This is a genomic window from Streptomyces sp. NPDC093018 (genome assembly GCF_040684035.1).
Classification (GTDB): domain Bacteria; phylum Actinomycetota; class Actinomycetes; order Streptomycetales; family Streptomycetaceae; genus Streptomyces; species Streptomyces murinus.
This window is the reverse complement of the sequence record NZ_JBFBFF010000009.1, coordinates 160,460-174,872: the sequence shown is the minus strand read 5'-3', so window position 1 is coordinate 174,872 and position 14,413 is coordinate 160,460. Positions and strand designations below refer to the sequence as shown.

Genomic DNA, 14,413 nt, shown 5'->3' with positions numbered 1-14,413 from the left:
CCCCCCTGCCGACGAGCGGGCCCCGGGTGCGAGGATGAGCGGGCTATGACTGTCCCGGGGTGGTGCCGCGCAGCGCGGGCCGGCGTGTTCGCCGCGGCCTGTGTGCTGCTGGCCGCCCTCGGCCACGCCACCATGTCGGGAACTCCCGTCCCCTGGTGGGCCATGGCCGCGGGCGCGCTCGGGACCGGCGCGGCGGGCTGGCTGCTCGCCGGGCGGGAGCGCGGCCGGGTGTCGATCGTCGCGGTCGTGACCGCCGCCCAGGTGGTGCTCCACGAGACCTTCTCGCTGGCGCAGGGGTCGGCGTCCGGCTCCATGGCCATGTCCCACGGCGGTCCGCCGACGGGCACCGGCGCCATGCACATGGGGTCGATGGGCTCGATGGGCTCGATGGACATGGGTTCTGCGGGCTCCATGGGGTCCATGCGGATGGACATGGGTTCCATGGGCGGGGCGGAGATAGGTTCCGCCGGGCACGCCCTGCACGGCATGGCCGGTCCCGGGCCCCTGCACGACATGGCCGGTATGAGCGGTGCGGCCTCGGTCGGCATGTTCGCCGCCCACTTCCTGGCCGCGGTCCTGTGCGGGCTGTGGCTCGCCTACGGCGAGCGGGCCGTCTTCCGCGTCCTGCGGGCGACGGCGGCCTGGCTCGCGGCCCCGCTGCGGCTGCTCGGCGCCCTGCCCACGCCGTACCACCGCCCCGGCGTACACAGGCGCCGCGCCGTCGACGCGCCCGCCCCGGTGCGTCTGCTGCTGTGCTGTTCCCTCACCTTCCGCGGGCCACCCGTGGGTGCCGCTGTCCGCTGAGACAGCCGGATCCACCGGAGCTCCTCGCCCTCCTCGTCTCGTCCCGCGGTGTTCTCGCGCGCGGTCGTGCCCACGCCTCGCTGCCCGGCACACCCACGCGCCGCCGTGAGCGGACCGGTCCCGACGGGCTCCGGGCCTCGCCCTACCTCCGCGTACGGGCGCACCCCATGCCCCGGTGAGCCATGCCCCTGTGCGGGCTCGGCCCCGGAAGACCGAGAAGGACATCACACGATGATCTCTGTCATGCCCGCTCCACGGGCGGATCGTGCCTCCGCGGACGCCTCCGCGACCGCCTGGGCGCTGGCCGCCCGCGGCGGCGACCCGGACGCGGCCGACCACTTCGTCCGCGCCCTGCACGCCGACGTCCTGCGCTACGTCACCTACCTCAGCGGCGACCCCCAGACCGCCCACGACCTCACCCAGGACACCTTCGCGCGGGCGTTCGGCAGCCTGCACCGCTACGAAGGCCGGGCCTCGGCCCGTACCTGGCTGCTGTCGATCGCGCGCCGCGCCGTCGCCGACAGCCTGCGCCGCGCCGCGGTCCGCCCCAAGATCGCGGACAGCGTCGACTGGCAGACCGCGGTGGAGGGCACTCAGCCCCGCGGCCTGCCCGGCTTCGACGACGGCATCGCCCTGCTCGACCTCCTGGAGACCCTGCCCGACGAACGCCGGGAGGCGTTCCTGCTGACCCAGGTGGTCGGGTTGTCGTACGAGGAAGCGGCCGGATTCGCGGGCTGTCCCGTCGGCACGGTCCGCTCCCGGGTCTCCCGTGCCCGCGCGACTCTCGAACGGGTGCTGCGGGAGGCGGAGTCGGCGAGCACCCTCGGCGGCTGACCCCGAGCCCTCTCGGGGCCGGACGTTCCTGACCGCGTGTGCGGCGGCACGGTCCTCTGCCGGGGATCGTGCCGCCGGGAACTCGACGGCGGGGGCGGCCGACTACTGGGGTGTGGGAATCGACGACAAGCGGATGACGCGAGGCAACTGCCGTGCCCTGAGCCGGAATCGGCAGGACCTCGCGGGAACTCCCCAGCCCCTCGCGCCGACTCCTACCGCGACGGCACCGACCCGACGGTCGGCCGCAGAGACCAGGGGGCCCGCATGACACCCGAGACAGAGAGCGCCTTCGCGGCGATCAGAAGCGAGCACGGCGCGGACTCCATCGGACGTGTGGAACTCATGCTCCGGCCCGGGGGCGGGGGCCCGCGGCACCCGCTCCAGCGAGGCGCCAAGTGGATCCTTCCGGGGCTGTCGCCCACCCCCTGGCACGACCCGCACGGCCATCCCGAACTGACCCCGCTCATCGCGGCGTTCGAAGCCGCCCAGCCGCTGATCAAGGAGGAGCTGACCGCCGCATGGGAGGGACGCCGGGAGGCGTTCTCGCACTACGCGCACTATCTGACCCGCCAGGAGGACTGGCAGGCCCTCCATCTGTACCGAGGCGGCCAACTGGTCCAGGAATCGGCGGGCATCGCGCCCACGGCGTACCAGGTGCTCGACGAGTTCGCCGTGCGGACGGAGAAGATATGCCCGCTCCTGGAAGCCCATTTCTCCACGCTGTTGCCGGGCGCGGTCATCGCCCCGCACTGCGACCTGTGGAACTTCAGCATCAATATGCATCTCGCCGTGGACATACCGGACGGCTGCGCCCTCACGGTGGCGGGGGAGACCCGTACCTGGGTGGAGGGCGAGTGCCTGCTGTTCGACTACTCCTTCGAGCACGCGGCGCGCAATGACGGTGACAGGCCGCGGACCTGCCTCCTCGTGGACCTCTGGCATCCGGAGACGACCGTTGCGGAGCGGCTGGCTCTCACCGCGCTCATCGGTGAGATCAGGCGCCTCCTGGGGGACGGCTGAATCCGGTGCGGGCACGGCTCTCCCTTCTCGTCCTGGCGCTGGCCCAGTTGGTCATCGCGCTCGACTACAACATCGTCTACGTCGCCCTGCCCGACATCGGCACCGGTCTCGGCTTCTCCGCGCACGATCTCCAGTGGGTGGTGAGCGCCTACGTCGTGACGACGGGCGGCTTCCTCCTGCTGGGCGGCCGGACGGCCGATCTGCTGGGCAGGCGCCGGACCTTCGTCGCCGCGGCCCTCGTGTACGCCGGGTCCTCGCTGGCGGGCGGGCTTTCCGAGTCGGCGGGCGCCCTGGTCGCCGTCCGCGCGGCGCAGGGCATCGGCGGCTCGCTGCTGTTCCCGGCCACCCTCGCCCTGATCAACACCCTGTACGAGGAGGGCCCCGCCCGGAACCGGGCCCTCGCGGTCTGGGGCGCCGCGGGGGCCGGCGGCCTCTGCTTCGGGTCGCTGCTGGGCGGCGTGCTCGTCGAGGCGTTCGGCTGGCGGTCCGTCTTCTTCGTCAACGTGCCCGTGGCGGCGGCGCTGGCATGGGCGGGCCGGCGGCTCTTCCCCGGGGACGGCCCGCGGACCGGACCTCGCCGGTACGACCTGACGGGCGCCCTGACCGGCACCGGGGGCATCACGCTCCTGGTGTTCTCGCTGGTACGCGCCCCCGAGGCGGGCTGGGCCGGCCCGTCCGCGCTGCTCGGTGCCGCGCTCGCGGTCGGCCTGCTGGCCGTCTTCGCGGTCGTGGAGTGGTGTGCGCGCGATCCGCTGGTGCCGGTACGGCTGTTCGCCCACCGAGGGCTGCTCGCCGCGATGGCGCTCACCGCCCTCTACAGCGCGACCTTCAGCTCACTGCCGTACTTCATGACCCTCTACTTCCAGAACGTGCGCGGCTACAGCGCGTTCACGACCGGCCTCGCGTTCCTCGTCCCCGCCGTGGTGACCGCCCTGGGCACGAAAGCCGGTGAACTGGCCGTCGCCCGCGCCGGGTTGGGCCGGGTGCTGGGCGGCGGCATGGCGCTGGGCGCGTGCGGGGCCGTCGTGCTCGGGCTCGCGCTCACCGGAGACGGGCCGTACCTCCTGCTGCTGCCCGGCATCGTGCTCCTGGGGCTCGGGCAGGGCGCCGCCTGGACCGGCATGTGGATCGCCGCCGCCTCCGGGGTGGCCGCCGAGGACCAGGGGGTGGCCTCCGGCATGGCCTCCACCACCCTCCAGGTGGGCGGCGCGATCGGCCTCGCCCTGCTGGTCGCGCTGTCCTCGGGTGCCGGTCAAGGCCCACCGGACGAGAGCCGGCTCACCGGCATACGCATCGCCGTCTTCGCCGTCGCGGCCGCCCTCTGCTGCGGCGCCCCGCTCACCCTGGCGCTGCGCACGAGCCGTGCGCCCGCCGCGTAACCGGCCCGCCCCGCCCCACCCATGAACCTCATGAGGAGAACAGCTGTGCCCAGCAACACCCGCGGGCCGTCGGGTCCGGCGGCCGTCCTGTGCGGACTTGCCGGATGGGTGCCGCCCCGCGTGGTCGCCAACGAGGAACTCGCCGAACGGCTGGACACCGACGACACCTGGATCCGTACCCGCACCGGAATCCGCCGACGGCACATCGCCGGGCCCGGCCAGGCCACCTCCGACCTCGCCGTGGAGGCCGGGCGGCAGGCACTGCGCTCGGCCGGGACCGGAACGGCCGACACGGTGATCGTCGCCACGACGACTCCGGACCGCCCCTGCCCCGCCACCGCGCCCCTGGTCGCCACCCGCCTCGGCCTCGCGGGAGCCGCGGCGTTCGACATCGGCGCGGTGTGCACCGGCTTCGTGTACGGCCTCGCCACCGCGGCCGGACTGATCGCCTCCGGCATCGCCGAACGGGTCCTGCTGATCGGCGCGGACACCTACTCCACCATCGTCGACCCGCTGGACAGGGCCAACGCGATCATCTTCGGGGACGGCGCCGGAGCGGTGGTCCTGCGCGCCGGGAACCCGGACGAGCCGGGCGCGGTGGGCCACTTCGACCTCGGCAGCGACGGCGCCCACGAGGACCTGATCACGGTCGCCGCGGGTGGCTCCCGCCGGCGGGCCACCGACGGCCAACCCACCCATGCCGAGCGGCATTTCGCGATGCGCGGCAAGGAGGTCTACCGGCACGCGGTGACCCGGATGGCCGCCTCCGCCCGCACCGCGCTGTCCGGCGCCGGATGGACGATCGGCGACCTCGACCACTTCGTGCCCCACCAGGCCAATCTGCGCATCCTGCACTCCGTCGCCGACGACCTGGGGCTGTCCCGGGACCGCTGTGTCACCAACGTCGACGCCCGCGGCAACACCGGAGCCGCCTCCCTGCCACTCGCCCTGGCCGACGCCATGGCGGCAAGCCGGCTCCGGCCCGGCGACCGCCTCCTGCTCACCGCCTTCGGTGGCGGCCTCACCTGGGGCTCCTGCCTCCTGACCTGGCCAGAGCTCACCTTGAACCCGCAACCGGAACGGATCACACCATGACCACCTACGACCGGCTCGTCGCCGTCATCGTCGGCCTGCACGACATACCCACCGGCCTCATCCGCCCCGGCGCCACCCTCGGCGCGCTGGACGTCGACTCCCTGACCACGGTCGAGATCAGCATCCGCATCGCGCGCGACCTGGGCGTCACCGTCGGCGACGACGAACTCGAACCCGGCCGCACCCTTGCCGAGATCGCCGAACTCGTCGACTCCCGGCGCACCACCACCGTCTGACCCCAGCACCCCGACCGAAATCCGGAAGGACCGGCAGCCATGCAGATCAAGGACCAGCCCGGCGCGGCGCTCGGCGTCACCGTCGAGGACTTCGACCACACCACGGCCTCCGAAGCCGATATCCAGGCCCTCAAGAGGACCGTCTACGCGAAGAAGATCGCCGTCCTGAAGGGACAGGACCTCACCCCCGCCCAGTTCCTCGCCCTCGGCAAGCGCCTGGGCCGCCCCGAGACGTACTACGAACCGATGTACCGGCACCCGGACGTCCCGGAGGTGTTCGTCTCCTCCAACGTCCCCGAGGGAGGCAGGCAGATAGGTGTGCCGAAGACGGGCAAGTTCTGGCACGCCGACTACCAGTTCATGCCCGACCCCTTCGGCATCACCCTGATCCACCCGCAGGTGATCCCGGAGAACAACCGCGGCACCTACTTCATCGACATGGGCAGGGCGTACGAGCGGCTGTCCGAGGAGCTGAGAGCGGCGGTCCGCGGAACGCGCTGCCGGCACTCCGTGCGCAAGTACTTCAAGATCCGGCCGCAGGACGTCTACCGCCCGATCTCCGAGATCATCGAGGAGGTCGAGACCAAGACCCCGCCGGTCGTACGGCCCACCACCTTCACCCACCCGATGACCGGGGAAACGGTCCTCTACCTCAGCGAGGGCTTCACCGTCGGCATCGAGGACCAGGACGGCGAACCGCTCGAAGGCAAGCTGCTGGAGCGCCTCTTCGAAGCCACCGGCCAGCTCGACGACACCTTCACCCACGAGGGCATCCATCTGCAGAGCTTCGAGCAGGGCGACCTGCTGGTCTGGGACAACCGCAGCCTCGTCCACCGGGCCCGCCACACCACCACCCCGGAGCCCACCGTCTCGTACCGGGTCACCGTCCACGACGAGCGGGCACTGTACGACGGGATGCGGGGCGCGCACGACGGGATGCGCGCCGCATGACCGCGCCCGCCGCCGACCGCCCCACGGCCCCGCCGCAGCGGTCGTACGCCACGGACGAAGAACTGCTGGCCCGCGTCCTGGCGCCCTACAAGGAGCACTGCGCTTACCTGAGGTCCGCCGAGGTCACGGCGTCCGACGGACTCGCCTCCGCCCGCTGCGCGTTCGCGATCCCCGAGTCCTGCTACATCGACGACACCGGCCATCTGAACTCGGTCGAGGTCAACATCGCCTACAACCAGATGATGTACTACCTGGTCGCCAAGTCCGTGAAAGAGGGGCTGCTGACCGGGTTCGAGGACTGGACCCTGGACGACTTCTGGCGCCACCAGCTCCCGGACATCCTCATCGCCCGCTTCGCGGCGAACTTCCGGCGGCCCGTCGAACCCCGCCGGTTCACGGGGGAGTTGGAGTTCCGCTCTGTTACCCGGCGCACCTCCGGCGCGGCCGGTCCCTTCCTCCACGCCTCGACCGTGTTCCGCTACCAGGACGCCCATGGCGGCCGGTGCGACGGCGAGGTGACCCTCGCCTTCGTCAACGTCCCCTGAACCACTCACCGTTGGGAGACCGCTCATGGAGACGACCACGGCGCCCCGGCCCCGGGGCGCGCGGCTCCACCACCCCGAACTGAGCACCCTCGTCCACACCACCCGCTTCCACGCCGCCCGGCAGCCCGAGGCCGCCGCGGTGATCTGCGAGGGCCGCACCCTGACGTACGGGGAGCTGCATCGCGGCAGCAACCGCATGGCGCACGCCCTGCGCGCAGCGGGTCTCGGCGAGGGCGACCGGGTCGCCTACCTGGGAAAGGAGTCCGAGCACTACTACGAGGCGCTCTTCGCCTGCGCCAAGACCGGTACCGTGCTGGTCCCGGTCAACTGGCGGCTCACCGCGCCCGAGGTCGGCCACATCCTCCAGGACTCCGGCACCCGACTGCTGTTCCTCGAAGACGAGTTCGCCCCGATCGTTCGGGCCATGCCCACCCGGCCTCCGGGGACCGTCGTCCCGGTGGACTCGATCACCGACTGGCGCGCCGAACACCCGGACAGCGAAACGGAGTTCGAGGCCACCGCGGACACTCCGGTCGCGCAGCTCTACACCAGCGGCACCACCGGGCTGCCCAAGGGAGTCGTACTCGCGCACCGCAGCTTCTTCGCGATCCGCGACGCCCTCGCGAGCGAGGGACTGGACTGGATCGACTGGCGGGAGGGCGACATCGCCCTGGTCGGCATCCCCGGATTCCATGTCGGCGGTCTGTGGTGGGCCACCCAGAACCTCAACGCCGGTACGACGATCGTCGCCCTGCGCGCCTTCGCCGCCCGGGGGACCGTGGACCTGATCCGCGGCCTCGGCGTCACCACCGCCTGCGTGGTCCCGGCCATGCTGCGCATGATGCTCACCGAACCCGGCGTCCGTGCCGCGGACTTCACCACCCTGCGCAAGACCGTGTACGGCGGCTCCCCGATCTCCGAGGCGCTGCTGGAGGAGAGCCTCGCCGTCCTGGACTGCGAGTTCGCCCAGATCTACGGCCTGACGGAGACCGGGAACACCGCGGTCTGCCTGCCGCCGGCCGCCCATGTCCCCGGCGGCCCCCTCATGCAGGCCGCCGGGCGCCCCTATCCGGGGGTGCGGGCCAGGGCGGTCGACGGCCGGGGCCGTGAACTGCCGCCGGGCGCCGTGGGCGAGGTCTGCCTGCGCACCCCCGCCCGGATGGTCGAGTACTGGGGCCTGCCCGACAAGACCGCGGAGACGCTCGTGGACGGCTGGATCCACACCGGTGACGCCGGCTACCTCGACGCGGACGGCTACCTCTTCATCCACGACCGCATCAAGGACGCCATCCTGGTCGCCGGTGAGAACGTCTACCCCGCCGAGATCGAGAACGTGCTGGAACGCCATCCCGCGGTGGGGGAGGCGGTGGTGATCGGGATTCCCGACGAGCGGTGGGGCGAGCGGGTCCACGCCTTCGTCGTGCCCGCGTCCGGTACCCGCCCCAGCGGGCGGGACCTGCACACGTTCCTCGTCCCGAGGCTGGCCGCGTTCAAACTGCCCGCGAGCTACGAGTTCACGGACCAGGTCCCGCGCAACCCGAGCGGCAAGATCCTCCGCCGCGAACTGCGCGACCGCTACTGGCGCGACTCCGCCCGCAAGGTCAACTGACCACCCCACCCGCGCCGTTCGCGTCCGGCACGCCGCCCTGCCCGGCGAGGCACTGCCGCACCGGCGGACGAACCACCGAGAGAGAGCCCCCTGACCCCATGCCAGAACGCATGCCTCAACCCATGTCTCAACCCATGTCTCAACCCATGTCTCAGCCCATGCCTCAACCTACGTCTCAACTCATGCCTGGACAACTCACCTTGGACGGCTTCCGCGCCGATCTCGCGGAGTGCCTGTTCCTGGAGCCCGGTGAAGTCGACCTGGAGGAGGGCCCGTTGGACGCCGGACTGGACTCGCTGCGCATCGTCACCCTGCTGGAGCGCTGGCAGGCGGCAGGCGCCGAGGTGACCTTCGTCGACCTCGCCGAGCGCACCTCCTTCGCCCAGTGGTGGCAGCTGCTCACCGAACGCATACCGGGAGCCTGTCGTGCCGACACCTGAACGACGTCCGCTGCTGGCCGCCCAGGAGGGGATCTGGGCCGGCCAGCAACTCGATACGGACAGCCCGGCGTACAACACCGCCGAGTACCTGTGCATCGCCGGTCCGCTGGACGCGGCCCTCTTCGAGCGGGCCCTGCGGCATGTCGTCGCCGAGACCGAGGCGCTGAACGTCACCTTCGACACCGACGACACCGGCCACCCCTGGCAGATCGACACCCCGGCCGGCGACTGGCACCTCCACCTCGCGGACCTCACCGCCGAACCCGACCCGCGGGCCAGTGCGTCGACTTGGATGGACCAGGACATGGCCCGCCCCGTCGACCTCACCCGCGGCCCGGTCTTCGGTCACGCCCTGCTGCGGACCGCGCCCGAGGAGTTCCTCTGGTACCACCGCGTCCACCACATCGCCCTCGACGGCTTCGGCCTCTCCCTCGTCGCCCGGCGCGTCGCCCAGGTCTACACCGCGCTCATGGCGGGCGAACCCGTACCGGAGAGCGGCTTCGGCACCCTGGAATCCGTCCGCGCCGAGGAACGCGCCTACCGGGGATCCGCCCGCCACACCGAGGACCGCGCCTACTGGACCGGCCGCTACGCCGACCACCCGCCGGTGCCCGGCCCGGCGGGCCGCGCCGCCCTGCCCGCCCGCACCTTCCACCGGCACCTCGCCGACCTCGACCCGGCCGCGACCGGCCGACTGCGCACCGTGGCCCGCGCGTTGTCGGTCACCTGGTCGGAGATACTCCTCGCGGCGACCGTCGCCCGACTGCACCGGCTCACCCGGGCACCGGAGATCGTCCTGAGCCTGCCCGCGATGGGCCGCCTCGGATCGGTGGCGCTGCGGGTGCCCGCCACGGTGCGCAACATCCTGCCCCTACGGGTCCCCGTCGCCCCCGACGACAGCCTCCGCGTCCTCGCCCCCCGGATCTCGCGCGAACTGCGCGCCGCGCTGCCCCACCAGCGTTACCGCTACGAGCAGTTGCGCCGCGACCTGAAGCTGGTGGGCGGGCAACGCCGGTTGTCCGGGCCGGGCGTGAACATCATGCCGTTCGCGTACGACCTGAAGTTCGCGGGGCATCCCAGCACCGTCCACAACGTGTCCGCGGGCCCCGTCGACGACCTGGCCGTCAATGTCTACGACCGCGCGGACGGCACCGGACTGCGCATCGCCGTCGACGCCAACCCCGACCTGTACACCGAGTCCGAGGCGGCCGCGTTCCGGGACGGACTGCTCGCCCTGCTGGCGGAGGCGCTCGCCGACCCGGACCGGCCGCTCGGCGGAAGGCGGGCGCACCGCACCGTGCCCGTCCTCGACGGCGGCCCCCTGCCGGTCCCCGCCCGCCCGGTGCTGAGCCTGATCGCCGACCACGCCGCCCGCCGGGGTGGAGCCGTCGCCGTCGAGCACGCCGGAGCGACCCTGACCTACGCCCAACTCTTCGGCGCCGCACGCGACATCGCCCGGGAGATCGCCGGTCGGGGCGTCGGAAAGGGCGACCTGGTGGCCGTAAGCCTGCCCCGGGGGACGTACGCGGTGACCGCCCTGCTCGGCGTGCTGCTGTCGGGCGCCGCCTACTGCCCCCTCGACCCGGGGGCACCCGCCGGCCGTACGGCCCGGCTGCTGGCCGACGCCGCCCCGGCGCTCGTCCTGACCACCGGCGATCACCCGGCCGGGTTCAGGGAGCACCCCGAGCACCCCGTACTGCTGCTGGACGGGCCGGATGCGGGACCCGGCACCACCGTTACCCCCTCGGCGCCCGCGCTCACGGACCTCGCCTACGTCCTGCACACCTCGGGCTCCACCGGCCGTCCCAAGGGCGTGGCGGTCGGTCATGCCGCGCTCGCGCACTTCGTCGCCGCGGCCACGCACCGCTACGGGCTGCGCCGGGAGGACCGCGTCCTCCAGTTCGCGCCCCCGCACTTCGACGCCAGCGTGGAGGAGATCTTCCTGACCCTGTGCGCCGGTGCCACCCTGGTGGTGCGGACCGACGACATGACGGACTCGGTACCGGGCTTCCTCGACGCCTGCGCCCGGCTGCGGGTGAGCGTGCTGGACCTGCCGACCGCCTACTGGCACGAACTCGCCCACGCGGTCTCCACCGGCACCGCCACCCTGCCCGAGGGTGTCCGGACCGTCGTCATCGGCGGCGAGCCGGCCCTGCCCGAACGGGTCGAGCGCTGGCGCACATCGGTGGGCACCTCGGTCACGCTGCTGAACACCTACGGCCCCACCGAGGCCACCGTGGTCGCCACCGTCGCCGACCTCAGCGCCCCCGGGCTCGCCGCCGGAGAGGTGCCCATCGGCCTGCCCCTGCCCGGTACCAGGGCGGCCGTCGTCGACGGCGAGCTGTATCTGCTGGGCCCGACCCTCGCCGACGGCTACCGGGGAGACCCGCCGGACAGCGCGCGCTTCGCCCCGCTCACGGCCCTCGCGGACGCCCCGCGCGCCTACCGCACCGGGGACCTGGTCCGCATCGGCGAGGACGGGCAGCTGCGCCATCTCGGCCGCGCCGACGCCGAGTTCAAGATCAGCGGGCATCGGGTGCAGCCCGCCGAGGTGGAGAACGCCCTGCTCACCCATTCCGGCATCCGGGAGGCGGCCGTCGTCGGGCAGGTCCTGCCGGACGGCACCCGGCGGCTGGTCGCCCATGTCGTCGCCCATGCGGTGGCCGATGCCCCGGCACCGTCCGCCGCCGAGATCAGGGACCACCTTCGGGCGAGGCTGCCCGCGGCGATGGTCCCCTCCGCCGTCGAGATCGTCGACCGGCTGCCCCGCACCGGCTCGGGCAAGATCGACCGGGCTGCCCTCGCCGAGTCGCCCGCCCATGGGACACCCGCCGACGGAAGCCCGATGGAGCGGACCGTCACCGGCGTCTGGCGGCAGATCCTCGGCACCGACGCCATCGCCGTGCACGACGACGTGTTCGACCTGGGCGCCCACTCCCTGCAGGCCATCCAGGCCGCCAACCGGCTCGGCGTGGAACTCGGCCGGGACGTCAAGGTCGCCTGGCTCTTCCAGCACCCCACCACCGCGGGCCTGGCCCGATTCCTGATCGAAGCAGAAGCCGAAGCAGAAGCCGAAGCAGAAGCAGAAGCGAAGGCAGAGGCGGAATTGGAAACGGGAACGGGAACGGGATCGGAAGTGGAAACGGACTCGGAATCAGAAGTGGACTCCGAGCCCGAACGGCCGCGCCCCGCCCCCGCCCCGGCACCTGCCGTACTCCCGCCGCCCAGCGCCCTCCTCCGCGACGCCCGACTCGATCCGGACATCCGGCCGGGCACGAAGCGCACCCCGCGAGAAGCCCCCCGGCGCATCCTGCTCACCGGCGCCACCGGCTTCGTCGGCTCCCACCTGCTGGCGCGACTCCTCGCCGACACGGACGCCGAGATCGTCTGCACGGTACGGGCGGCCGACGCGCCGGAGGCCACCGCCCGCGTCCACACGGCCCTCGCCCGGCACGGCATCACCCCCGGTGAAGGGGCATCGGCCCGCCTGACGGCCCTGCCCGCCGATCTGGCCCGTACCGACCTCGGCCTGTCCCGGGAGGCCCTGGCCGACCTCGCGGCGAGCTGCGACGCGATCTTCCACGACGCGGCCTCCGTCAGCATCCTGCGTGACTACGCCACCCTGCGCGCCGCCAACACCGAGTCCACCCGGCGCCTGCTGCGCCTCGCGGCCGTCGGCGGGACACCCCTGCACTACGTCTCCACCCTGTCCGTCGCCCCTCCGGCGCGGCACAGCCCCGAGGTGCCCGAGGAGTTCCTGCCGTTCCACGAGGGCCTGCGGAACGGCTACCAGCGGTCCAAGTGGGCCTCCGAACACCTCCTGGAACAGGCGGCGCAACGCGGTCTGCCCGTCACCGTCCACCGGCTGGGCCGGGTGCTCGGACCCGCCCGCACGGGATACGTCAACGAGCGCGACTTCCTGTGGAGCGTGCTGCGGGCCGGCATCCCCGCGGGCATCGTGCCCGAGCTCTTCGAGGACGAGGTCTGGACCCCGGTGGACTTCGTCGCGCGATCCCTCGTCCATCTGTGCCTGCGCCGGGGCGACGGGACGGCCGGGGTCTTCAACCACGCCACCCTGCCCCGGGTCCGGCTCGCCGACGTGTACGACTGGGTACGGGAGTACGGCTATCCGGTACGGGTCCTGCCGCTCGCGAACTGGCGTGAGCTGCTTCCCCGTTCGGCCGACGCGGCGGCCACGACGCTCGCCTTCTTCGACTCAGCGGAATTCGACTCGGCGGAAGACGACTCGGACGGCCAGGGCGGTGCGACCGATCTGTGCCTCGGGCCCGTTCGCGCGGACCGGGTTCGCGCGGGCCTGGCCGGCAGCGGCATCACCTGCCCGCCCGTCGACCGCGAGCTCTTCTTCCGCTACGTGGACCACTGTGTGACGACCGGCGCCCTGCCTGCCCCCAACACCCGGTCGCCCGCAGGCTAGTTGTGCTTTCCCGTGTCGTCCGGCTCGGGCTCGATCGCATCCGCCGCCGCGGTCGGGCCTGAAGCCGTCGCCGGTGACCGCAGAGCCCGGCGGACGGCGTCGCGCAGCCAGTGATGGGCTCCGTCGGCCGTGTGCCGGGGGTGCCAGGCCATGCCGATGGTCAGCGGCGGCAGCGTGAGAGGGATGTCGAGGAGGCGCAGTCCGAGGGCGTGGGCGTCGTGGGTGAGGGGCGAGGGGGCGGCGCCGGGGAGCGCGGCGGGCACGAGGCAGACGACGTCGCTGCGGGCGGCGAGAGCCATCGCGGCCAGATGGCTCGGCAGGACGACACCGACCCGCCGGTGGAGGCCCTGCTCGGCCAGCGCGGCGTCGAGCGGCCCGGTGAACCGGCCCCGGCGGCTGACCGCGACATGCGGGGCGGCCGCGAACCGGTCCGGGGTCAGCGGCCCCTCGGCGAGCGGATGGCCCGACCGGACGGCGGCCACCATACGGAGGCTGACCAGCTCCTCGACCCGCGTCTCCGGGTCCACATGGTCGATGGCTCCGATCTCCAGGTCGATCCGGCCGTCGCGCAGGGCGGGCCCCGCCTCCAGCTCCTCGGCCCGGATCCGGAACGAGACCCCCGGCGCCTCCCGCCGGGACAGCCGCAGCAGCCCCGGGGTCAGCGCCGCACCGACCAGGTCGGCGGCCTGAAGGGTGAAGGTGCAGTTGAGGCCGGCGGGGTCGACGCTCGCGCCGGGACTGAGCAGCGCTGCCAGACCGCGCACCACCGCGGCGGCCTCCTCGCGCAGGGCCTGGGCGCGCGGGGTGGGAACCATGGTCTGCCCGGCCCGGACCAGCAGGGGGTCCTGGAGGACGCGACGCAGCCGGGCCAGGGTGCGGCTCATGGCGGCGGGCGAGGTGTGCAGACGTGCGGCGGCGCGCGTCACGCTCTGCTCGGCCAGCAGGGCGTCCAGCGCGAGGGCGAGATTGGCGTCGATGACCGGATCCGGGCTGCTCACCAGCGTTATTCCATTTCAGTCAATGATTCCGTGCCGAAGTTCCCATTGTGGCAGCACCGCAGCGCTC

General features: G+C 72.9%; 12 protein-coding genes. 11 read left to right on the top strand and 1 reads right to left on the bottom strand.

Annotated features, from left to right (window positions below):
• The first annotated feature begins 45 nt into the window (after positions 1–45).
• The 11 genes from AB0N90_RS21365 to AB0N90_RS21315 all read left to right on the top strand — a co-directional run bounded on the left by AB0N90_RS21365 (position 46) and on the right by AB0N90_RS21315 (position 13,348).
• Positions 46–804 carry a hypothetical protein gene (locus AB0N90_RS21365; protein WP_365198785.1) on the top strand — a complete coding sequence of 253 codons (759 nt, stop codon included), beginning with the start codon at positions 46–48 and terminating at the stop codon, positions 802–804.
• Between the two features lie 243 nt (positions 805–1,047).
• Complete coding sequence (locus AB0N90_RS21360) at positions 1,048–1,638, top strand: sigma-70 family RNA polymerase sigma factor (protein WP_365198782.1); 591 nt, start codon at positions 1,048–1,050, stop codon at positions 1,636–1,638.
• A 264-nt stretch (positions 1,639–1,902) separates the two neighbouring features.
• Positions 1,903–2,658, top strand: a complete 756-nt coding sequence (locus AB0N90_RS21355; RefSeq protein WP_365198779.1) for an aspartyl/asparaginyl beta-hydroxylase domain-containing protein — start codon at positions 1,903–1,905, stop codon at positions 2,656–2,658.
• Between the two features lie 5 nt (positions 2,659–2,663).
• Positions 2,664–4,037, top strand: a complete 1,374-nt coding sequence (locus AB0N90_RS21350) for an MFS transporter (protein ID WP_365198777.1) — start codon at positions 2,664–2,666, stop codon at positions 4,035–4,037.
• Between the two features lie 45 nt (positions 4,038–4,082).
• Positions 4,083–5,132, top strand: coding sequence for a beta-ketoacyl-ACP synthase III (locus AB0N90_RS21345; protein ID WP_365198774.1), 1,050 nt, complete (start codon positions 4,083–4,085; stop codon positions 5,130–5,132).
• Entirely contained in the window at positions 5,129–5,368 is a 240-nt protein-coding gene (locus AB0N90_RS21340; RefSeq protein WP_365198771.1) for an acyl carrier protein, read from the top strand. Before AB0N90_RS21345 ends, AB0N90_RS21340 begins: the two co-directional genes overlap by 4 nt.
• A gap of 39 nt (positions 5,369–5,407) precedes the next feature.
• A complete protein-coding gene (locus AB0N90_RS21335; RefSeq protein ID WP_365198769.1) occupies positions 5,408–6,319 on the top strand; it encodes a TauD/TfdA family dioxygenase in 912 nt (303 codons plus the stop codon).
• Positions 6,316–6,864, top strand: a complete 549-nt coding sequence (locus tag AB0N90_RS21330; protein WP_365198766.1) for an FcoT family thioesterase — start codon at positions 6,316–6,318, stop codon at positions 6,862–6,864. The genes AB0N90_RS21335 and AB0N90_RS21330 overlap by 4 nt, the downstream gene beginning before the upstream one ends.
• Before the next feature lie 25 nt (positions 6,865–6,889).
• Positions 6,890–8,473, top strand: coding sequence for a fatty acid--CoA ligase (locus AB0N90_RS21325; protein WP_365198764.1), 1,584 nt, complete (start codon positions 6,890–6,892; stop codon positions 8,471–8,473).
• A 182-nt stretch (positions 8,474–8,655) separates the two neighbouring features.
• Entirely contained in the window at positions 8,656–8,913 is a 258-nt protein-coding gene (locus tag AB0N90_RS21320; protein ID WP_365198761.1) for a phosphopantetheine attachment domain protein, read from the top strand.
• On the top strand, positions 8,900–13,348 hold the full coding sequence (locus AB0N90_RS21315; RefSeq protein ID WP_365198758.1) for an amino acid adenylation domain-containing protein: 4,449 nt from the start codon (positions 8,900–8,902) through the stop codon (positions 13,346–13,348). Before AB0N90_RS21320 ends, AB0N90_RS21315 begins: the two co-directional genes overlap by 14 nt.
• On the opposite strand, the gene AB0N90_RS21310 is transcribed toward AB0N90_RS21315, so the two are convergent.
• On the bottom strand, positions 13,345–14,346 hold the full coding sequence (locus AB0N90_RS21310) for a LysR family transcriptional regulator (RefSeq protein WP_365198755.1): 1,002 nt from the start codon (positions 14,344–14,346) through the stop codon (positions 13,345–13,347). The genes AB0N90_RS21315 and AB0N90_RS21310 overlap by 4 nt on opposite strands.
• Positions 14,347–14,413 lie beyond the last annotated feature (67 nt).

Excerpts from the sequence above, each read along its gene's own strand:
- AB0N90_RS21330 (WP_365198766.1), top strand. The coding sequence starts at position 6,316 with ATGACCGCGCCCGCCGCCGACCGCCCCACGGCCCCGCCGCAGCGGTCG.
- AB0N90_RS21365 (WP_365198785.1), top strand. The coding sequence starts at position 46 with ATGACTGTCCCGGGGTGGTGCCGCGCAGCGCGGGCCGGCGTGTTCGCC.
- AB0N90_RS21335 (WP_365198769.1), top strand. The coding sequence starts at position 5,408 with ATGCAGATCAAGGACCAGCCCGGCGCGGCGCTCGGCGTCACCGTCGAG.
- AB0N90_RS21325 (WP_365198764.1), top strand. The coding sequence starts at position 6,890 with ATGGAGACGACCACGGCGCCCCGGCCCCGGGGCGCGCGGCTCCACCAC.
- AB0N90_RS21340 (WP_365198771.1), top strand. The coding sequence starts at position 5,129 with ATGACCACCTACGACCGGCTCGTCGCCGTCATCGTCGGCCTGCACGAC.
- AB0N90_RS21320 (WP_365198761.1), top strand. The coding sequence starts at position 8,656 with ATGCCTGGACAACTCACCTTGGACGGCTTCCGCGCCGATCTCGCGGAG.
- AB0N90_RS21360 (WP_365198782.1), top strand. The coding sequence starts at position 1,048 with ATGCCCGCTCCACGGGCGGATCGTGCCTCCGCGGACGCCTCCGCGACC.
- AB0N90_RS21355 (WP_365198779.1), top strand. The coding sequence starts at position 1,903 with ATGACACCCGAGACAGAGAGCGCCTTCGCGGCGATCAGAAGCGAGCAC.